We start from the raw sequence: 19,808 nt of genomic DNA on the forward strand, positions 1-19,808 counted from the left end.
GCTGCGGTTATTTTTTCTCGTCGCCTTCCGGAGCCGGGTGATAGTGAGGGGCACTCCATTGCATGTCCGGGCTCGGCTTAATGGAAGCTTCTTCCATGATTTGTTGTTCAACCTTGCTCCCCGGTAAGTTGGGACGGTTATCCCAAAGTACACTGTGGAAAGCAAAGAATTTTCCGGCGTAGTGGCTCATTTTTGTTAAAGGAATGTAAATTAAGAGCCCGCAGAAAATGAGAACGTGAACAATGGTGATTTTGTTTAACCCCTTAATAGCTCTAAAGTGGAACATGTCGCTGAAGATACTCTTAACATAGCCGAACCGGCAGCCGTTGCTAATAAAGGCAGCCAGGCCCGTTGCGCTACCTGCGCAGAGGAAGGCTAGGTTGAAGTATTCCTGCGGCGTGGTGTAGTTGCGGAATTCATGGTCAACAATACGTTTAACCAAGAGGCCAATGGTACCGATAGTCATTAAGATGGCACCGGCCAGGCCTGCAACTGTTAAAGCTAAACCTAACAAGGTGGCTAAAACGCCTGTAAAGGGTAAGAGTACAGAAGCTGCACCAATCACCATGGCGGCGATAATGCAGTAGATACCCAAGTGCAGGGCGTAAGAAACCCACCATAATTTGGTTTGCTTTTGGAACAGTTTCTTAATGAAGAGCATTTCAGCCAACATATCGATGATTTCACCACGATGGTTTTTCTTACGTGGTTTTTCATACCAACGTTGCTCCTCATAGAAGGAACCGCCATGCTCTACACGATCCGGATCTTCACCGGGGATCGGGTAAAGGTCTTGTCTACCATGCATTGGCTTATTGGCATAATAGCGGAATTTCTGCACAGATGCTGCAATAAAGAAAATGATGGCAAACCAACAGAATAGGGTCAACAACATAACTATACTACCTCCTTTTTTTGACGCCGAAAACACTTCACTATTTTCGGATGAACAAGGCAGGTCATCTGCTTGTTCTTGGTCTCACGAGTCTATCATATCAGATTTTTCAGTGGTTTAGTACTTATTTTAACACCCTGTTGACAATAGCTGTATAGAAAATGGTAATACAATCAATTATCTATTATAATGGAAGTTTTTGCCCAATTCTCGAGTTTTCATCTTAACTGATGTACAATAGTAAGGAGAACAATTTAACTGTTGATGATATAGTTATAAAGGAGAATGACCATGAGTGATGCCTTAAATGTTGTTGTAGTCGGTGGGGTGGCCTGTGGCCCCAAAGCTGCAGCACGGCTCAAACGGCTGATGCCTGAAGCCAAAGTAACTTTAGTAGAAAAGGGAGACTGGATTTCTTATGGCGGTTGTGGCCTCCCCTATTATGTGGGTGCCACTGTCAAAGATTTAAACGACCTGATGACCACCTCCTGGGATGCTGTTCGTACGCCGGAATTCATGAAGGCAACGAAAGATATCGATACCCTGCTCGGCTATGAAGCCACCCATATTGACCGGGAAGGTAAGAAGGTAACGGTCAAAAATGTCGCTGATGGCAGCGAGCAAGTCTTAGATTACGATAAACTGGTTTTAGCAACCGGGTCTTATAATGCCAAGCCCCCGATTCCGGGCCTGGATGGCGAAGGCGTTTTCCAATTGAAGACCCCCCAGGATGGCCAGGATATCTTAGCCCACCTGAAAACCGGGATCAACCATGCCGTTATCGTCGGTAGTGGCCTTATCGGTATGGAAATGATGGAAGCCTGCGCCGACTGGGGTCTGGAAGTGACCGTTATTGAAATGGAAGACCAGATTTTCCCGAAAATGCTCGATAAAGATATGGCAGCGGTTTTACAAGCCTACCTGGAATCAGAAGATATCAATATCATGACCGGTACCGCCTTAAAAGAAATCCAACTGGATGACCAAGGGGCTGTCCGCGGTGTGGTTACCGATAAGGGTGAGCTGGAATGTGGCTTGGTCCTGGTATCCACCGGTGTCCGCAGCGATGTTGCCCTCGCGAAAGAAGCTGGGCTTGAAATTGATGGCGGAATCATCGTCAACGAATACCTTCAGACCAGTGACCCGGATATTTATGCCGGCGGCGACTGCGTTATGGTCAACCACCGGATTACCGGTAAACGGACCTTTGCCCCCATGGGGTCTACGGCCAACAAGCACGGCCGGATTATCGGCACCAATATTGCCCAGGGCAATACCCAGACCTTCCCCGGCGTTTTAGGCACCAGCCTGGTCCAACAATTTGACTGGACCGCCGGTAAAGTGGGTCTGACCGAAAAGGACGCCCTGGCCCAGGGCTATGATGCCGTCACCTGTATTGTTCCGGGGCCGGATATCACCCACTTTATGCCAGGCAAAAAACTGGTGATGATTAAGGTTGTCGCTGACAAGAAAACCGCCCGCATCCTGGGTGTCCAGATTATTGGTCCCGGTAATGTGGATAAGCGGGTTGATACCATGGCCGGCGCCCTGTCTGCCAATCCCCAACTGACCGCCTATGAGATGGGGAATATGGACTTGGCCTATGCGCCGCCCTATTCCTCTGCAGTGGATAACCTCTTGACCAATGCCAATGTTATCCAAAACGTCATTGAAGGCCGGGCCAAACAGATTGGCTTCTTTGAATGCCTAGAGCTCTTAGACCGGGATGATGTCATCTTTGTTGACTTGCGTTGCGATGATGAAGTCAGCCAACTGGGGGCCTTTAAAACCAAGCACCAGGCTCATATTCCCATCGAGGAATTACGGGCCCGGGCCGATGAACTGCCCAAGGATAAGGCGATTATCCTCTTCTGTATCCTGTCCACCCGGGGTTATGAAGCCCAGCTGATTCTGGAACAGGCCGGTTTTGATAAGGTCCGTTTTCTGCAGGGCGGCATCTACTTCTGGCCCTTTGATAAATTTATCCAAGACTAGTCTAAAGAAGCATAGCCAGCACACCGAATGTCAGCAGCTGCCATTCGGTGTGCTTTGTATTTGAAAAAATACTAAAATAAGGCAAAGTATGGTATAATAAATATTTGTATTCCACTATCATAAATTTGGAGGAAAATGTGAGTTTTAATATTGAAGAATTATCCTATCCCCTAAAAAAGGCCATTGACGCCATGGGCTTTGAAAGCCTGACGCCCATCCAGGAAAAGGCCATTCCGGTGGGGCTGGCCGGCCGTGACCTAATCGGCCAGGCGCAAACCGGTACCGGCAAAACGACGGCCTTCGCCATTCCTTTTTTAGAGCGGATTGATGATGACGATAAGGTGCAGGTCCTGGTTCTTACACCGACCCGGGAGCTCTGCATCCAAGTTGAGAAAGAAATCTATAAATTATCCCGCTACCTGCCCCTGCACTCCCTGGCCATTTACGGGGGACAGGATATCAAGCGGCAGATCTCTTCCCTGAAAAATCGTCCGCAAATCATTGTGGCCACCCCAGGGCGGTTAAAGGACCACTTGCGCCGGCGGACCATCCGTCTCAATGATATTAAAGTGGTCATCTTAGATGAAGCAGATGAAATGCTCAACATGGGCTTTGTCGAAGACATCGAAGATATTCTGAAAGAATGCCCGGAAGAGCGGCAAACCATGATGTTTTCCGCCACCATGCGGCCGGAAATTAAGCGGATTGCCGAAACCTATATGAAGGACCCGGAAATGGTCAAGGTCAGCCAGGAAACCTTAACGGTCCCGGCCATTGACCAGGAGGCCTTCATTGTTTATGAAGATAAAAAGCTCCTCCTGCTTACCCGGCTCCTGGATATGATGCAGCCGGACCTTTCCATGGTCTTCGGTCGGACCAAGCGCCGGGTCGATGAACTGACCCGGGCTTTACAGCAGCTCGGTTTCCGGGCGGAAGGCCTCCATGGTGACCTGAGCCAGTACCAACGGGACCAGGTCATGCGGAAGTTCCGGGAGAAGAGAATCGATATCCTGGTGGCCACCGACGTAGCGGCCCGGGGATTGGACGTCCAAGGGGTGACCCACGTCTTTAACTTTGACCTGCCCCAAGATGCCGATAGTTATGTCCACCGGATTGGCCGGACCGGCCGAGCCGGCAACGATGGCCTGGCCATGTCCTTCGTGACCCCTCGGGAAAAAGATCACTTGGCCTATATTGAACGGACCATCAAACACAAAATTGCCCGCAGCCCCCTGCCGACTGAGCAGAGAACCCAGCAGGTCCGCCAGGAAAACCTCCGCATCCAGGTCGTAGATGCCCTGGAAAATGGCGAATTTGACCAATTGAGCTGGGTGGCGGAAGACCTGATTGCTACCTATGGTGCCCAGGATGCCCTGATGGCTGCCTTATCTCTAATCACCACCGGGGACCAACGGGATTTCGAAGCCAAGCGCATTAACCTGACGGCTGAAAAACCGGTTTACTCTAAAAACAGTGTCCCTCATAAGGGTGGAAGAGGCCACAAGGGCTCCCGGAATAAAAATTTCCACAACCGGAAAAACCGGTCCTACAATAAGGGCAAGCACGGTGACCACGGCAAGGGAAAGAGCGATAAATGGAAAAAATCGCCCCGGCGCAAGAATGCACAATAAGTACAGGCGTATATAGAAAGGAGCGCACAGCCATATGACCTATGATCATATCCTTATCCGCTACGGAGAACTTGGCTTAAAGGGGAAGAACCAAAAACAATTCTTAAAGACCCTGGTCAACAATATCCGGCGGCAAGTGGAGCGGGAAATCGGCGACCGACCGGAAGTGGTCCGGGAGCAGGGACGGCTGTCTATCCCGCTCAATGGACGGAACCCGGCTGACTTTTACCCGGCCCTGGACCGAGTATTTGGGATTTCGACCTACAGCCCGGTCATGTCAACAGACCTGGACCCGGCCACGATTGAAGCAGCAGTCCTGGCCGAGCTGGGCCAGCTCCCGGCAACAGACCAGACCTTCCGGGTGACGGTCCGCCGGGCCAATAAACGCTTTCCTATCCGGTCTATGGACTTTCAGCTGCAGGTTGCAGAAAAAATCCTGGCCCATTTCCCGCAGCTAAGCCCCAACCTTACGGATTATGATCTGGAAGTTTCTATTGATATCCGCTTTGAACAAGCCCATATCTTTTTTGAACGGCGGCCGGGTTTAGGCGGCCTGCCCCTGGGCACCGGTGGCCGGGCCCAACTCCTCCTGAGCGGAGGGATTGATAGCCCGGTGGCCGGTTGGCTCATGATGCGGCGGGGGGTGGTCGTAGAAGGGATCCACTTCCACAGCTACCCCTATACCTCCAAGCAGGCCGAAGAAAAGGTCCTCCACTTGGCCGAAAAAATGGCAGCCTACAGTGGTCATTTTGACGTCCACCTGGTGCCCTTCACCCCCATCCAGGAGGCCATAGGGGCCAACTGCCATAGCAACCTGCGGATTACCCTGATGCGGCGGATTATGCTTCGCATCGCGGAAGAGCTGGCTGACCTCCGCCATGCCAAGGCCCTGGTCACCGGGGACAATATTGGCCAGGTGGCCAGCCAGACCATTGAAAGCCTTTACGCCATCAATGAAGTTACGACCATGCCTGTTTTTAGGCCCCTCTTGACCTATGACAAGCTGGATACGGTAAAAATAGCCAAGGCCATTGACACCTATGATATCTCTGTCCTACCCTATGAAGACTGCTGCACTGTTTTCGTCCCTAAAGAGCCTAAGACCAAGCCCAAGCGGCGGGAATGCCACCGGGAAGAGGCCCGGATCGAGGGCCTGGACGATCTCATGCAGGTGGCCATTCAAAATACCGAAACCGTTCGTTGCTTTGCCAATGGCAGCCAAGCTGCCCGGCGAAGCAAACTAATGGATTTATTGAAGGAAAAGGATGAGCAAGATGGGTAAAAATTTATACGAAAAGCCCCGTGACCAGGATAAGTGGCACCGGGAGATGGAGGGGTCCCACCATACCCAGGAATCCACCGGCCCTTCTAAAGCAGACCGGCTCAATCAACTGAAAGACCGGTTTAAAAAGCAGCAAAAGAAGCATAAATAGGCCCCAGCCTAAGCATCAAAAGAGGCACCCTCAAAATGGAGGGTGCCTCTTTGCGCTTGCTCTTATTCTTGTTTACTTTTCATTGATAAAATGGGCCAGGTCAACGCAGCGTTTGCTGTAAGCCCATTCATTATCATACCAGGCAATGATTTTAACCAAATGGTCGCCGACCTTCATTGTGGAAAGGCCATCGACAATGGAAGACCGGGCATCGCCATTGTAGTCAATGGAAACGAGGGGCTTGTCGGAATAACCAAGGATTCCCTTGAGTTCGCCTTCAGCGGCTTCCTTTAAAAAGGCGTTGACTTCTTCCACACTGGGGCTTTCTTCTAATTGGAAGACCACGTCAGTTAAAGATACGTTCGGCGTCGGTACCCGAAGGGCAAAGCCGTTCATTTTACCGTCTAAGGCAGGGATTACCTTGCCCATGGCTTTAGCCGCACCGGTCGTCGTGGGGATGATGGACTGGGTGCAGCCCCGAGCCCGGCGGGGGTCTTTATGGCGGTTATCTAAGTTTTTCTGGTCATTGGTGAAGGAGTGGACCGTAGTCATAATGCCGGCAACGATATTGAAGTTGTCGTGGATGACCTTGGTTACCGGCGCCAGGCAGTTGGTGGTACAGCTGGCGTTAGAGACAACCGGTTGAGAAGGATCATAAGCATCTTGGTTGACGCCCATAACAATCATCTGTGCATCTGGGCTGGGGGCGGTAATAATGACCTTTTTAGCCCCTTGGCCCAAGTGGACAGAAGCGGCCTCAACGGTCTTGAATTTACCGGTGGAATCAATGACAATATCTGCGCCGTATCTTCCCCAGTCTAAGTTTTTAGGGTCCCGGTCACTGAAGAGGGGGATGGCGTGGCTATCAATAATCAGGTGGCCATCATCGTAAGATACATCACCCTGGTAGCGCCCGTGGGTGGAATCAAATTCAAATAAACGCGCGGTCCCTTCAGGATCAGAGGTGCTGTTTAAGGCGACGACGTCAACTTCAGGATGCTCCATAGCAGCCCGTAAGACCAGACGACCGATCCGGCCAAAGCCATTAATACCGATTTTTGTACTCATAAAATCCTCCTTAATTATATGAAGTATTTATTCAATTATAAGATACCGTATTTTGGCTGTAAAATAAAGGTCAAACATCAAATTAGATGGCTTTAAGTGCAAATGCCTTTCGCAAGGCCACCCCGAAGTATTCTTTTTGGCCTGTTAATGGGGCAGGGGAGGGGGGCCTAGGAATATCTTTTCTTGACGCCCCATAAACAATTTGCTATAATTATCCGTGTTGTCGGGGCGTAGCGCAGTTTGGTAGCGTACGTGGTTTGGGACCATGGGGTCGGGGGTTCGAATCCCTCCGCCCCGATAATTGATGCGGGTGTAGCTCAATGGTAGAGTTCTGGCCTTCCAAGCCAGCTACGTGGGTTCGATTCCCATCACCCGCTATTTTTTTAGAAAATGTAAAAAATGGGCTTGTACTTTACGGGTGTCTATGCTAAAATAGTCTTCGCGACACAGGAAACGGCCGCCTTCGGGATTCTGAAAGCTACGGTGTTCGCTTCCGACCAGCTTTTGCGCCTGTAGCTCAGCTGGATAGAGCATCGGACTTCTAATCCGAGGGTCGGGGGTTCGAATCCCTCCAGGCGCGTGTTTATTTTGGTGGATGTGGCGAAGTGGTTAACGCACCGGATTGTGGCTCCGGCACTCGTGGGTTCGATTCCCATCATCCACCCTTTATTGGGGTATCGCCAAGCGGTAAGGCACGGGACTTTGACTCCCGCATTCGTAGGTTCGAATCCTGCTACCCCAGTTTGCTTCGGCAAAACAACAACTTCATTTGCGCTATTAGCTCAGGTGGTAGAGCATCTGACTTTTAATCAGGGTGTCAAAGGTTCGAGTCCTTTATAGCGCATATGGAATCAAGAGACTGCCTTTAGGCAGTCTTTTTTGTTAATAGGGACCTGCCCAACTGACTGGCCGAACTGCCTAGGCGGCCCCGGCTAACTTTATGAGAAATAGTAAAATCTTGCTTGTAGGTCTAGCATAATACAGCTGGTTCAGGTATAGTAAGAGATGTAAGATGACGCTTAATATATGGATATATGACATTATAGATTGACGGAGGCTGACTGATGAAAGGAACCGCTAAAAAAATCATTGGCGCTATTACCATTGCGGGTTTATTGGCATCCCCCCTGGCGGGGATTTCGGCTGAGGCCCAGGATGAGCCCTATCTGGTTTATAAAGACACAGTTATATATAAAATTGTCAAAGATGGCCGGGACATTTTTGTCAACCAAAAGGGCGAAGAAGTCGATGAGAAAGACGTCGAAGCTCTAGAAAAACGCCTGGCTGAAGAAGAACAAAAGGCCGCTGAAGAAAAGGAAAAAGAAGCGGCTAAGGAAGAGAAAAAGGCTGCCAAGGAAGCAGACGACAGCAAGGCAAATAAAGACAGCGAAAAAAATCAAGGCAAAGAGGCAGATAAAAAGGCTAGTAAGGCTGAGGCCCAAAAGAATGATAAAAATGAAGCCTCGGCGAAGGCGGACAAAAAGGCAGACCAAGCTGCCCCTGCAGCCGCTGAAGCAGAAGCAGCCGGTCAGGAAGTGGCCAACAGCCCTGCAGCTGTAGTAGAAGAAGACCAGGCTGATGCCCCTGCAAGTCTTATCCTCAACCACAAGGAAAAGGAAAACACGGTTGATGAAGTAGCCCTGGTCCCCCTGCCGACGGACCAAGAGGATGCTACCCTCCAGCAGCCCATGGTGACCTCTAATGAGGCCTTTATTGCTGCTAACCCCCTTTATTCAGTAGATGCCTCCACCGGCTATTACAAGGGGTCGGTTATGAGCTGGAAAGACTTTTCCCCGTCCAGCGGCCGCCTGCAGCTTAAAAAGGAAGCCGAGAAAATGTTGGGCTGGCACTATAGCCAACCCCAACGGATGACCGATGGTTACCGCGACTGCTCCAGCTTTGTGCACACAGCCCTCATGGATGCCGGCTTTATGCCCCGCGAAAGTTGGGCCTTTACCACCTATACCCTACCCAACTACACCGAATACCTGGAACAAATCAGCTGGGAAGACATTAAGCCCGGGGATATCATCCTAGGGGACGGCCACGTAGCCTTTTACTGGGGAGAAGATGCCAGTGGCGCCCCGGTAACCCTGGAAAGCTGTGGGACCTTTGGCGTTGTTTACGGCTATATGGAGACCAATGGCTGGAACTTTGACTACACCTCTGTATGGCGGGTCAAGGGCATTGATCAGGATGTTGCCGGCAGTGACATGGTGGATGCCATTGCTTAATTGTGAATAAAATAGGACGCCGAGTGGTCCACCACTCGGCGCTTTTTATTTTGATGATGAGAGATTTTGTAAGGAGGCGACCATGCCGATTGAATTTGCATCATCTGAGTTGGGCCGCTACCTAACCGTCTTTATTACGGCTATGCTACCCGTTCTGGAGTTGAGGGCCGCCATTCCTCTGGGAGCCTCTTTAGGGATGCCGGCGATCCCGGTGGTTATCACCAGTATCCTTGGGAATATGGTGCCCGTGCCCTTTATCCTTCTCCTCATGCGGCGTATCCTTAATTGGATGAAGGGGATTCCACGGCTGGCCAAACTGGCCGACCAACTGGAAACCCGGGCCCACTTAAAAAGTCAAACCGTCAAAAAATACCGCTGGCTTGGCCTCTGCATCCTGGTGGCCATTCCCTTGCCGGGGACCGGGGCCTGGACAGGGGCCCTGGTCGCGACGATTTTAAATATGCGGCTCCGGGATGCCATTCCGTCTATCTTTCTAGGGGTTTGTATTGCCGCGGCCCTGGTCAGTTTGGCCACGGCAGGGGTCTTTTCCTTTATTGGCTTGTAGTGCCTTGCCGGCAAATGGTCAAGTCGTCTTATATGAGCAGCGCTAAGGAGGTTGGCTATGGATATTCCAAAAACGATTTTACAAGCGATGGTCTACGCCTTTATCGATGACCTGACTGAGGAAGACCGGCCAGAAGCCGGATCCGGAGAAAAGTTAAAAGACCTTGTTGATCAGATGGCCCTGGAAAGCCAGGTCCAGACCCAGGCAGACTGGCTCGGGAACCGGCCCGCTCCACCGCCGGCTCCCACAGAAGAAATCCGGCTGGACCGGGATATATACCTCGATCAGGCTATCAGGGCCTTGGCTGACCAGGATGAAGAAAGCTGAAGGGGGGAGAGCGGGGGATAGCTTAATAAAGGCCTCAAAATCAGGCTGAATTAGAGCTGGCCCCGGCAAAAAACAGCTAATGGCTTCTATACGAAAAAACGACAAATCCCTTGACACCATTTGCCTCATGTAGTATTATAAAGTCCGTCAACGGCCACGATTGTGGTGTGGCCCTTGAAGATTGCGGGTGTGGCGGAATTGGCAGACGCACCAGACTTAGGATCTGGCGTTTCACGACGTGGGGGTTCAAGTCCCTTCACCCGCACATGCGGAAATGGCTCAGTGGTAGAGCATCGCCTTGCCAAGGCGAGGGTCGCGAGTTCGAATCTCGTTTTCCGCTTAATTAACTGCGACCAATGGTTGCAGTTTTTTTTATAACCAACCATGATGTCGCAAGTATGCAGCTGGAACTGTTTAGGAGGAAAGTTATGAAATTAGAAGTTAAAGATCTTGATAAAGTTCGCAAAGAACTCACCATTGAAGTAGACCAGGATGTCTTTGATAAAGCGGTACAAGATGCCTATAAAGAACAAAAGAACAAAATTGCCATCCCTGGTTTCCGCAAGGGTAAGGCGCCTAAGGCTTTAATCGAACAACACTATGGTAAGGATTTCTTCTATTATGATGCTGCTGAAAAAGTTGTTTATCCGGCTTACTTAGAAGCCATTAAAGACAACGATGCCATCAAACCCATTGGTGAACCGAGCTTTGATGTTGAACAGCTTGAACTGGATAAACCCTTTATCTTTAAGGTCGTTGTCGATACCAAGCAAGAAGTTGCCTTAGGGGACTATAAGGGCATTGCCTTAGAAAAGCTGGATACCGAAGTCAGCGACGAAATGGTCGAAGCTGAACTAAAACGCGCTCAAGACCGGACCGCCCTCCTGGAAGATGCGCCGGAAGGGGCCAGTGTTGAACAAGGCGACAGCGTTACCCTGGATTTTGAAGGGAAGAAAGACGGCGTAGCCTTTGAAGGCGGCACCGCCGAAAACTATGACCTGGTCATCGGCTCCAACAGCTTTATCCCGGGCTTTGAAGATGGGATGGTAGGCATGAAAGTTGGGGAAACGAAAGACATCCCCCTGACCTTCCCGGAAGAATACCATGCTGAAGACTTAGCCGGCCAGGAAGTGGTCTTTACCGTAACCGTTAAAGACATCAAACGGAAGGTCCTGGCCGACCTGGATGATGAATTCGCTAAAGACGTCAGCGAATTTGATACCTTGGATGAATATAAGGAAGACATCCGCAAAGAACTGACCAAGCAAGTGGAAGAATCCACTCAAAACCAATATAAAAATAAGATCACCGAAAAGGTCGTTGAAGACTCCGACGTCGTTGCTCCCCAATCCTTGGTGGAAAAAGAAACTGACAACTACATCAATGAAATGGCCTACAGCATGCGCAACCAGGGGATTGAATTAGAACAATACCTGCAATTGACCGGTGGCGACATGGAAGGCTTACGCGGTGAATTCAAAAAACGGGCTGAAGAATCTGTTAAGGCAACCATTGTCCTGGAAGCCATTGCAGAAGCGGAAAACATCACCGTTGATGAAGAAGAAGTCGAAGCGGAATTTGACCGTTTGGCAGACATGTATCAAATGAAAAAAGAAGATATCAAACGGGCCTTCATCATGCAGGGCCAAGGGGACAGCATCTCCCGGAATATGGTTTTAGAAAAAACCATTGATTTCCTTTTAGACAATGCAAAAATCGGGTAATTAGTTGTAGATAGCCTGTTTTGTTTAACAAAGGAGGAAATACAACATGAGTGTTTTAGTACCCTATGTCATCGAACAGACTGGTCAAGGTGAACGGTCTTATGATATCTACTCTCGCCTTTTAAAAGATAGAATTATTTTCCTTGGCGGCGAAGTCAATGATGCTTCCGCCAATGCTATAGTTGCTCAGCTGCTCTTCTTAGAAGCAGATGACCCGGAAAAAGATATCTATCTCTACATTAATAGCCCGGGCGGTTCTGTCACCGCCGGTATGGCTATTTTCGACACCATGCGCTATATTAAGCCTGATGTCCAGACCATCTGCATCGGCATGGCAGCCAGTATGGGGGCCTTTTTACTTGCTGCCGGCAAGAAGGGGAAACGGTTCGCCCTACCCAATAGTGAAATCATGATTCACCAGCCGTCCGGTGGGGCCTCTGGTCAGGCCTCGGATATTAAAATTCATGCTGAGCAAATTTTGCGGATTCGCCAAAAGCTCAATGAAAACTTAGCTGAGATGACCGGCCAACCACTGGAAAAGGTGGAAATCGATACAGAACGCGATAACTTTATGAGCGCTGACAGCGCCTTGGCATACGGGTTAATTGATAAGGTCATTGAAAACCACGACTAAAAACCTTTAGGGGGATCGTTTTTTGAGTAATAATAATATCGGCCAGGAAGAACTCCATTGTTCTTTTTGTGGCAAACCGCAAGATGCGGTCAAAAAATTAATAGCGGGCCCCGGGGTATTTATCTGTAATGAGTGTGTTGACCTTTGCAATGATATTCTCAGCAATGAACACCAGGAAGACCTGGAAACCCTTGGTTTAATCGAAGCCTTAAAGCCCAGTGAAATCAAGGCCGTTTTAGATGAGTATGTCATTGGCCAAGATGAGGCGAAGAAGGCCTTGTCTGTGGCGGTTTATAACCATTACAAGCGCATTAACCATGAGCTTGACCCTGAAGACGATGTAGAGCTCCAAAAAACCAACATTTGCCTGATTGGGCCAACCGGGAGCGGTAAAACCCTCCTGGCCCAAACCCTGGCCCGAATCTTAAAGGTGCCCTTTGCCATTGCAGATGCCACCTCTTTGACGGAGGCCGGCTATGTTGGGGAAGACGTGGAGAATATCCTGCTTAAAATTCTCCAGGCTGCTGACTTTGACTTGGAAGCGGCCGGTCGCGGGATTATTTACATCGATGAAATTGATAAAATCGCTCGGAAAGGGGAAAATGTCTCCATCACCAGAGATGTCTCCGGTGAAGGGGTCCAGCAAGCCCTGTTGAAGATTATCGAAGGAACAGTAGCCAATATTCCACCCCAGGGCGGACGGAAGCACCCCCACCAGGAGTTCATCCAGTTGGATACCAGCAATATCCTCTTTATCTTAGGGGGCGCCTTTGACGGCCTCGACAAAATCATTGAACGACGGGTTGGCCACAAGGCCCTGGGCTTTAATACCGACAAGTCGGAAGAAGACCGCACTGTGCATAAGGACCAGGTTTTACACCAGGTCCAACCGGAAGATATGCTGAAATACGGGCTTATTCCCGAATTTATCGGGCGGGTGCCCTACCTAGTATCCTTGGATAATTTAGACAAGGGCGCGCTCAAGCAGATTCTGACTGAGCCTAAAAATGCTTTAATCAAGCAATATAAAAAGCTCCTGGCTTTAGACGATGTGGAGCTGGAATTTACTGATGATGCCCTGGATGCTATTGCAGAAGATGCCCTAGCACGTAAAACAGGTGCACGTGGCTTACGGGCTATCCTGGAGAATGTCATGATGGATGTCATGTACGAGGTCCCCAGCCGGGAAGATGTCGAACGCATCGTGATTGATGCCGATGTCATCCGGGGGAAAAAGGATACCCAAGTCATTTTAACTTCAGCCGAGAACTAATCTCATGCCTTGCAAGCGACTCCTTGCAAGGCATTTTTTAAAGGAAGTGATACCTTGAACAAGTCACCGAACGAATACCATGACGCTTCTCGCCCAAAGGATCCGGTCCGGATTTCCGGTGCCCTTCCGCTGAGACAGGTGGTCTTATTTCCGGGCTCAGACATGACCCTGGACATTGGACGGATGATGTCTAAAAAGGTCATTCAAGAGGCAGGGGTTGGGGGCCGGGTGGTTCTTTTGACCCAGCGGGAGTTGGAAACAGAGAAACCAACCTATGATGATCTCTACCCGGTGGGGACCCTGGCAGAAATTAAAGAAATCGTACCGGCCGGGGCCATTTCCGGTATGCGGATTGTGGTTGAAGTCATCGAGCGGGTTGAACTGGTCCAATTAAACCAGGAGGACCCCCACCTGGAGGCCCTCTGGAAGCCCTTCTATACAGAGCTGCCTGACAATGCCCTGGCGGATAATACCCTCGAGGCCTATGCCCGTCGGCTCAATGAAGAAGTCCTTAAATTCACCCAGCTATCCGGAGCCGTAAACCAGGACCAGCTCAATCATTATGGCGACTTAGTCGGCTATGAAGCGCAGGTAGACTACCTGGCCTCCATTCTCTTTTCCGACCTGGAAGACCGGTATGCCATCTTAGCCGAGCCCAAGCTGGAAGCCCGCTTGGCCATCATCGTCCGTCACCTGGTGAAGGAAAATGAACTCATTGCCCTGGAAGCGGACATTAATAATAAGCTCAAAAAAGCCCTGGACAAGTCTCAAAAGGACTACTATTTACGGGAAAAGATCAAGGTCATTAATGAAGAACTAGGTGAAAGCGCCGATAAGGAAGCAGACATCACGGCTTACCGGACGGCCATTGCGGACCTCAAGGCCGATGAGGATATCAAGACCAAGCTAAACCGCGAATTAGACCGCTTAGCCCGCCTGTCCACCATGACTCCTGACTATGGCAACCTGGTCAACTACCTTGAATTCGTTCTAGACCTGCCCTGGGGAACCTATAGTGAGGAAAACCATGATATCCGCCAGGCTGAGGCGGTGCTGGATGAAGACCACTATGGACTGGAAAAGGTCAAGGACCGGATTTTAGAATTCCTGGCCGTTCGGACCCTGCATGGCGAAAGCAAGGGGTCCATCATCTGCCTGGTGGGGCCGCCCGGGGTCGGGAAGACCTCCCTGGCCAAGTCCATTGCCCGGACCACCGGCCGAGAATATGTTCGCCTGGCCCTCGGTGGGGTCCAGGATGAGGCTGAAATCCGCGGTCACCGGCGGACCTATGTCGGTGCCCTCCCCGGCCGTCTTATGGCCGGGATGCAGGATGCCGGTTCTGCCAACCCGGTCTTCCTGTTAGATGAAATCGATAAGCTAAACAGGGACTTCCGGGGGGACCCGGCTTCAGCCTTACTGGAAGCCTTAGACCCTGCCCAGAACAATACCTTTAAGGACCATTACCTGGACCTGCCCTTTGACCTGTCCCGGGTCCTCTTTATTACCACCGCCAACACCACCCAAACCATCCCCGGCCCATTGCGAGACCGGATGGAAATCATCGAGATGCCCAGCTATACCGAAGAAGAGAAGATGGAAATCGGCAAGCGCTACCTGGTTAAGCGGCAGATTACCGACCAAGGCTTGAGCAAAGACCAGGTCAGTTTTTCTGACGGGGCCCTGCTCCGGATGATCCGGGAATACACCGCAGAAGCCGGTGTCCGGGAGCTGGAGCGGAAGATTGGGAGCGTCTGCCGGAAGGTGGCCCGTCAGGTGGTCAGTGGAGAAACAGAGGGAATCGTTCGCATCCAGAAACGGAACCTGGAATCCTACCTCGGCAAGCCCCTGGTTAAGCACCTCATCACCGATGAACAAGATGATGTGGGTGTAGCTGTCGGCATGGCTTGGACTAGCCTAGGCGGAGAAATTCTCCAAATCGAATGCCAGACCATGCCTGGCAAGGGGCACGTAAAATTCACCGGTCGGATGGGGGAAACCATGCAGGAAAGCGCCTACCTGGCCCTGGCAGTGGTTCGGAGCCTGCAGGAAAAGATGAACCTGCCGGCCGGCTTCCACGTGGATAGAGACCTCCACCTTCACATTCCCCAAGGGGCGGTGCCTAAAGATGGCCCCTCTGCAGGGATAACCATGACAACAGCCATGGTCTCAGCCTTGAGTGGCCGGAAAATCAGGAAAGATGTGGCCATGACCGGGGAAATCACCCTCCGGGGCAAGGTCCTGGCTGTTGGCGGCATCCGGGACAAGGTCATTGCTGCCCACCGGAGCGGTTGCCGGACCATTTGCCTGCCCAAGGACAATAAGGACGATATCGATGATATCCCGGCATCCGTACGGAAGGACCTGACCTTCCACTTGTGCGAAACCATTGACGATGTCTTTCGTCAAGCCCTCGTTTAGGAGGAAGTATGCAGATTAAAAAAGCCAGCTTTTTACGCGGCGCTGTGGGACCAAGCCAGTATCCGGATGACGGCTTTCCGGAAATCGCCCTGGTAGGCCGGTCCAATGTTGGGAAGTCCTCTCTAATCAACCGGCTCATCAACCGGAAAAACCTGGCCCGGACCAGTGCCCAGCCGGGTAAGACCCAGCAGTTGAACTACTATGCCATCCAGTCGGACATTGCCCCCTTTTACCTGGTGGACTGTCCGGGCTATGGCTATGCCCGGGTGAGCCGAACAGAAAAGGAAAAGTGGCAGGCCTTTATTGAAAAGTACCTGGCTAACCGGGTCCCCCTGGTCCTGGTCCTCCAGGTAATCGACATCCGCCATGAGCCCTCTAAGGATGACATCGCCATGTTTAACTGGCTGATGGACCAGGACCTGCCGGTGGCTGTGGTGGCAACCAAGGCCGATAAGGTCCCAAAGGGGAAATGGCAGGCCCATACCAGTAAGATTATGCGGGCTCTGGATAGCCCCAAAAAGCCCCTGATCTTTTCCGCTGAATCAGGTATTGGCCTCGACCAGCTCAAGGATTTAATTGAAGAACTGGTAGAGCCGGAAGAAGTAGAAGACATAGAATAAACAGATAGAGCCCCCTGTGCCAGCTACACTGGTGGGGCTCTTTTCTCTTGAAATTCTCGGGATCAATGATACACTGTTAAAAGATAGGAGGTGCAAACCATGCAAGCAATCATCATCGGTGCCGGGAAGGTTGGTTTCAGCTTGGCTGAGATGCTTTCTGACCAGGAACATGATGTTATCGTTGTTGAACGAGACCCGGACCGGGCTGATACCGTTAATGATAACTTGGATGTCCAGGTTCTGGTTGGCAATGGCGCCAGCCCCCGCTTTCAGCAAAACTTAAACTTAAAGGAAGCTAACCTGCTGGTTGCCGTGACCGACAGCGATGAAGTCAATATGTTGGCTTGTATGTTTGCGAAGCAGCGCGGAGCTGACTGTACAGTGGCCCGGGTGCGGAATGTTGAATACGCCCAGGATGCCTTGCTGAAAGCCAACAAATCCCTGGGCATTGATTTTTTCATCAACCCGGAACAGGTTACAGCCAACGCCATTACCAACTATGTCCAGGTGCCGGAGGCCTTAAACGTTAACTTTTTTGACGCCAGGCAGGTCATGCTCCTGGAAATTGAAGTGCCGGAGAAGGCCTCTATTGTCAATGTGATGCTCAAAAATCTCACTGGGGCCAACCGCTTTTTGATTACCTCGATCCTGCGGGATGGAGACCTGATCATCCCAAATGGGGATGATATCATTTTAGCCGGCGACCGGCTTACCCTGATTTCCCGGACAGAGGACATGGAAGCGGTAGAAAAGTCTATGGGGATTAACCGGCGCCCGGTGGAACAGGTCATGATTCTCGGTGGTGGCCGGACCGGTTACTACCTGGCCAAAAACCTGGAACCGACCAATATCCGGGTTACCATCATTGAAAAGAATTATGCCCGCTGTGAGCGCCTGTCCGCCCTTTTGGATACGACCATCATCCTCCATGGGGACGCCAGTGACATTGACATCTTGCAGGAAGAGGGCATTGATGAAGTAGACATCCTCGTCAGTACCACAGAAGACGACAAGCTGAATGTCTTGACCTGTCTGATGGGGTCGCGGCTGGGAGCCAAAAAGACCATCGCCCAGATTAGACGGAGCGACTACCTGCCCCTGATTCAATCGGTCGGGATAGATGTATCGGTCAGCCCCAGGTTACTCACCAGTGAGGCCATTATGCGCTTCATTCAAAAGGGGACCCTGATTTCCATGGCCGAAGTCAATACCGGCTTTGCCCAGATTATCGAGCTCATTATTGACCGCGAAAACCACCCCCTGGCCAACCAGGCCATTAAGGATATCAAATTCCCCAAGGGGGTCATTGTGGTCTCTATTTTACGGGACGGGCAGGTCATTATCCCCACAGGGAATGATGTGCTCTTATTTGAGGATAATTTAAATATATTTGTAGCGAAAGCATCTATGAAGAAGTTAAAGCGCTTGTTTAGATAATAGAGGAAGAGATGAATTATAAGATTGTCTTAGCAGCATTGGGGCGGATTCTCCTTTTAATTGGGGGCACCATGCTCGTTCCACTTATCATATCCTATAAAGAAATTGAGATGGATACAGCAGCTTTTACCATCAGCGCTATTATCACCTTGATTTCCGGGGCCACCCTGTACTTTGCCTTTAGGCAGGCGCGGGGAAACCTAGGCATTAAAGAAGGACTTTGGCTGGTAACCATCACTTGGTTTGCCGCTTCTTTTTTTGGGGCCCTGCCTTTTGCCTTGAGCGGCTACTATCCGGAACTCGGGGATGCCCTTTTGGAAGCCTCATCCGGCTTTACGGCTACAGGCATTAATGTCCTACCCAGTGTGGAAGTCCTGCCGGAAAGCATGCTTTTGTGGCGGTCTATGACCCAATGGCTAGGCGGGATGGGGATTGTCGTCCTTTTTGTGGCCATTCTTTCCAGCTTAGGCGTCAGCGGTATGCAGCTTTTTAAGGCTGAGTTTGGCCAAATGAAGGAAAAAATCAGCCCGCGGATATCGGATAATGCCAAACGTCTTTGGTATGCCTATGTCATCCTGACCCTTTTGAACGCCCTAGCCCTGAAAATATGTGGCCTGGGCTGGTTTGATGCCATCAACCATGCCATGACGACTATTGCCACCGGCGGTTACTCGACCATGGATGCTAGCTTTGGCGGCCTACAAAACCCGGCGGCAGAATGGGTGACCATCGTTTTTATGTTTATTGGCGGGATGAACTTTATCCTGATTTACCGGATTTTTGCCAAGCGGTCCATTAAGCTGGCCTTTAAAAGCTTGGAATTTCGCCTGTATGTGAGCATTATCGCTATCGCCACCCTTTTATCCTTCGTCTACCTGGCCCTTTACCATGTTAATGGTGCCGGTACGGCCTTTCGGTATGCCCTGTTTTCAGTGGTATCGGTTATCACTACGACCGGCTACACCAACGATAACTTTTTGCACTGGCCTTTTTTCACCCAGTACATCCTCCTAATTCTGATGGTCATCGGGGGCTGTAGCGGGTCGACCAGCGGAGGGATGAAGGTTGAACGGATCCTTATCATGCTGAAGCAGACCCAAAATGAACTCCAACGGATTATCCACCCCCGGGTGGTCACCAGTATCAAGGTCGGGGATACGGCCCTGCCAACCCGGGTGGCTACCAATGCCGGGATTTTTTTCTTCCTCTATGTGGCCTTTCTCCTGGTGGGGACCATGATTAACAGCTTTTTTGACGTATCCCATATGGAGGCCCTATCCATGTCGGCCACCTGCATTGGGAACGGGGGCGCCTTCTTTTCTGAACCGGGGGGCTACACCTGTTTTTCCGACCTGGCCACTCCCCTCAAGTATTACGACGCCGTCCTGATGATCATTGGGCGGTTGGAAATCTACACCTTCCTGGTGACCATCCTACCTATTAGCCACAAGCATGGGGAGCGGATTGACAAGGTAACCAGGCGGGCGGATATTTGAGCGGCCTGTATGAATATGCTAAAATAGATAAGATGATGTATTTTTAGAACGGAGGCGC

The 19,808-nt window shown here is 50.8% G+C and carries 16 protein-coding genes and 8 tRNA genes; 22 read left to right on the top strand and 2 right to left on the bottom strand.

What is annotated here, in order from left to right:
• Positions 1 to 7: 7 nt before the first annotated feature.
• The gene (locus ACKQTC_RS01610; protein ID WP_408976692.1) at positions 8 to 895 is read right to left on the bottom strand and encodes a respiratory nitrate reductase subunit gamma; all 888 of its coding nucleotides are present in this window, start codon (positions 893 to 895) and stop codon (positions 8 to 10) included.
• Between the two features lie 291 nt (positions 896 to 1,186).
• On the opposite strand from ACKQTC_RS01610, the gene ACKQTC_RS01615 reads away from it, so the two are divergent.
• The 4 genes from ACKQTC_RS01615 (at position 1,187) to ACKQTC_RS01630 (ending at position 5,954) form a co-directional block, all read left to right on the top strand.
• The gene (locus ACKQTC_RS01615; RefSeq protein WP_408976693.1) at positions 1,187 to 2,890 is read left to right on the top strand and encodes an FAD-dependent oxidoreductase; all 1,704 of its coding nucleotides are present in this window, start codon (positions 1,187 to 1,189) and stop codon (positions 2,888 to 2,890) included.
• 137 nt (positions 2,891 to 3,027) lie between these two features.
• Positions 3,028 to 4,521 carry a DEAD/DEAH box helicase gene (locus tag ACKQTC_RS01620; RefSeq protein ID WP_408976694.1) on the top strand — a complete coding sequence of 498 codons (1,494 nt, stop codon included), beginning with the start codon at positions 3,028 to 3,030 and terminating at the stop codon, positions 4,519 to 4,521.
• Between the two features lie 34 nt (positions 4,522 to 4,555).
• Positions 4,556 to 5,803 (top strand): tRNA uracil 4-sulfurtransferase ThiI, encoded by a 1,248-nt coding sequence (gene thiI, locus ACKQTC_RS01625; RefSeq protein WP_408976695.1) that lies wholly within the window; start codon positions 4,556 to 4,558, stop codon positions 5,801 to 5,803.
• Positions 5,796 to 5,954, top strand: coding sequence for a hypothetical protein (locus ACKQTC_RS01630; RefSeq protein ID WP_408976696.1), 159 nt, complete (start codon positions 5,796 to 5,798; stop codon positions 5,952 to 5,954). Before thiI ends, ACKQTC_RS01630 begins: the two co-directional genes overlap by 8 nt.
• A gap of 72 nt (positions 5,955 to 6,026) precedes the next feature.
• Here the strand turns inward: ACKQTC_RS01630 and gap are convergent, their stop codons facing one another.
• Positions 6,027 to 7,022: a type I glyceraldehyde-3-phosphate dehydrogenase gene (gene gap, locus ACKQTC_RS01635; RefSeq protein WP_408976697.1), complete on the bottom strand. Its 996-nt coding sequence runs from the start codon at positions 7,020 to 7,022 to the stop codon at positions 6,027 to 6,029.
• A gap of 224 nt (positions 7,023 to 7,246) precedes the next feature.
• On the opposite strand from gap, the gene ACKQTC_RS01640 reads away from it, so the two are divergent.
• The 18 genes from ACKQTC_RS01640 to ACKQTC_RS01725 all read left to right on the top strand — a co-directional run bounded on the left by ACKQTC_RS01640 (position 7,247) and on the right by ACKQTC_RS01725 (position 19,750).
• Positions 7,247 to 7,320: transfer RNA gene (locus ACKQTC_RS01640), tRNA-Pro, on the top strand.
• A gap of 8 nt (positions 7,321 to 7,328) precedes the next feature.
• Positions 7,329 to 7,399, top strand: a tRNA-Gly gene (locus tag ACKQTC_RS01645).
• 129 nt (positions 7,400 to 7,528) lie between these two features.
• Positions 7,529 to 7,602 (top strand) — tRNA-Arg (locus ACKQTC_RS01650).
• Positions 7,603 to 7,613: 11 nt separating this feature from the next.
• Positions 7,614 to 7,686 (top strand) — tRNA-His (locus tag ACKQTC_RS01655).
• A 6-nt stretch (positions 7,687 to 7,692) separates the two neighbouring features.
• Positions 7,693 to 7,764: transfer RNA gene (locus ACKQTC_RS01660), tRNA-Gln, on the top strand.
• Positions 7,765 to 7,793: 29 nt separating this feature from the next.
• A tRNA-Lys gene (locus ACKQTC_RS01665) sits at positions 7,794 to 7,866 on the top strand.
• Between the two features lie 220 nt (positions 7,867 to 8,086).
• A complete protein-coding gene (locus tag ACKQTC_RS01670; protein WP_408976698.1) occupies positions 8,087 to 9,256 on the top strand; it encodes a C40 family peptidase in 1,170 nt (389 codons plus the stop codon).
• An 82-nt stretch (positions 9,257 to 9,338) separates the two neighbouring features.
• Positions 9,339 to 9,821: a COG2426 family protein gene (locus ACKQTC_RS01675; RefSeq protein WP_408976699.1), complete on the top strand. Its 483-nt coding sequence runs from the start codon at positions 9,339 to 9,341 to the stop codon at positions 9,819 to 9,821.
• 57 nt (positions 9,822 to 9,878) lie between these two features.
• Positions 9,879 to 10,148, top strand: a complete 270-nt coding sequence (locus ACKQTC_RS01680) for a hypothetical protein (RefSeq protein ID WP_408976700.1) — start codon at positions 9,879 to 9,881, stop codon at positions 10,146 to 10,148.
• Between the two features lie 183 nt (positions 10,149 to 10,331).
• Positions 10,332 to 10,413 (top strand) — tRNA-Leu (locus ACKQTC_RS01685).
• Between the two features lie 3 nt (positions 10,414 to 10,416).
• Positions 10,417 to 10,488, top strand: a tRNA-Gly gene (locus ACKQTC_RS01690).
• Between the two features lie 88 nt (positions 10,489 to 10,576).
• Positions 10,577 to 11,872 carry a trigger factor gene (tig, locus tag ACKQTC_RS01695; RefSeq protein ID WP_408976701.1) on the top strand — a complete coding sequence of 432 codons (1,296 nt, stop codon included), beginning with the start codon at positions 10,577 to 10,579 and terminating at the stop codon, positions 11,870 to 11,872.
• A gap of 46 nt (positions 11,873 to 11,918) precedes the next feature.
• Positions 11,919 to 12,506 (top strand): ATP-dependent Clp endopeptidase proteolytic subunit ClpP, encoded by a 588-nt coding sequence (gene clpP / locus ACKQTC_RS01700; RefSeq protein ID WP_408976702.1) that lies wholly within the window; start codon positions 11,919 to 11,921, stop codon positions 12,504 to 12,506.
• A gap of 22 nt (positions 12,507 to 12,528) precedes the next feature.
• Positions 12,529 to 13,779: an ATP-dependent Clp protease ATP-binding subunit ClpX gene (gene clpX / locus ACKQTC_RS01705; RefSeq protein WP_408976703.1), complete on the top strand. Its 1,251-nt coding sequence runs from the start codon at positions 12,529 to 12,531 to the stop codon at positions 13,777 to 13,779.
• A 54-nt stretch (positions 13,780 to 13,833) separates the two neighbouring features.
• Positions 13,834 to 16,197: an endopeptidase La gene (lon, locus tag ACKQTC_RS01710; RefSeq protein ID WP_408976704.1), complete on the top strand. Its 2,364-nt coding sequence runs from the start codon at positions 13,834 to 13,836 to the stop codon at positions 16,195 to 16,197.
• Between the two features lie 8 nt (positions 16,198 to 16,205).
• Complete coding sequence (gene yihA / locus ACKQTC_RS01715) at positions 16,206 to 16,817, top strand: ribosome biogenesis GTP-binding protein YihA/YsxC (protein WP_408976705.1); 612 nt, start codon at positions 16,206 to 16,208, stop codon at positions 16,815 to 16,817.
• 99 nt (positions 16,818 to 16,916) lie between these two features.
• A complete protein-coding gene (gene trkA, locus ACKQTC_RS01720; RefSeq protein ID WP_408976706.1) occupies positions 16,917 to 18,254 on the top strand; it encodes a Trk system potassium transporter TrkA in 1,338 nt (445 codons plus the stop codon).
• A gap of 11 nt (positions 18,255 to 18,265) precedes the next feature.
• The gene (locus tag ACKQTC_RS01725) at positions 18,266 to 19,750 is read left to right on the top strand and encodes a TrkH family potassium uptake protein (RefSeq protein WP_408976707.1); all 1,485 of its coding nucleotides are present in this window, start codon (positions 18,266 to 18,268) and stop codon (positions 19,748 to 19,750) included.
• Positions 19,751 to 19,808 lie beyond the last annotated feature (58 nt).

This window comes from Peptococcus simiae, from assembly GCF_046097595.1.
Taxonomy (GTDB): Bacteria; Bacillota; Peptococcia; order Peptococcales; family Peptococcaceae; genus Peptococcus; species Peptococcus simiae.

Bases quoted from the DNA above. Each gene is read 5' to 3' on its own strand.
- trkA (WP_408976706.1), top strand. From the start codon at position 16,917: ATGCAAGCAATCATCATCGGTGCCGGGAAGGTTGGTTTCAGCTTGGCT.
- ACKQTC_RS01680 (WP_408976700.1), top strand. From the start codon at position 9,879: ATGGATATTCCAAAAACGATTTTACAAGCGATGGTCTACGCCTTTATC.
- ACKQTC_RS01615 (WP_408976693.1), top strand. From the start codon at position 1,187: ATGAGTGATGCCTTAAATGTTGTTGTAGTCGGTGGGGTGGCCTGTGGC.
- ACKQTC_RS01610 (WP_408976692.1), bottom strand. From the start codon at position 895: ATGTTGTTGACCCTATTCTGTTGGTTTGCCATCATTTTCTTTATTGCA.
- ACKQTC_RS01725 (WP_408976707.1), top strand. From the start codon at position 18,266: ATGAATTATAAGATTGTCTTAGCAGCATTGGGGCGGATTCTCCTTTTA.
- ACKQTC_RS01630 (WP_408976696.1), top strand. From the start codon at position 5,796: ATGGGTAAAAATTTATACGAAAAGCCCCGTGACCAGGATAAGTGGCAC.
- yihA (WP_408976705.1), top strand. From the start codon at position 16,206: ATGCAGATTAAAAAAGCCAGCTTTTTACGCGGCGCTGTGGGACCAAGC.
- tig (WP_408976701.1), top strand. From the start codon at position 10,577: ATGAAATTAGAAGTTAAAGATCTTGATAAAGTTCGCAAAGAACTCACC.
- ACKQTC_RS01670 (WP_408976698.1), top strand. From the start codon at position 8,087: ATGAAAGGAACCGCTAAAAAAATCATTGGCGCTATTACCATTGCGGGT.
- gap (WP_408976697.1), bottom strand. From the start codon at position 7,022: ATGAGTACAAAAATCGGTATTAATGGCTTTGGCCGGATCGGTCGTCTG.
- clpP (WP_408976702.1), top strand. From the start codon at position 11,919: ATGAGTGTTTTAGTACCCTATGTCATCGAACAGACTGGTCAAGGTGAA.
- ACKQTC_RS01675 (WP_408976699.1), top strand. From the start codon at position 9,339: ATGCCGATTGAATTTGCATCATCTGAGTTGGGCCGCTACCTAACCGTC.
- thiI (WP_408976695.1), top strand. From the start codon at position 4,556: ATGACCTATGATCATATCCTTATCCGCTACGGAGAACTTGGCTTAAAG.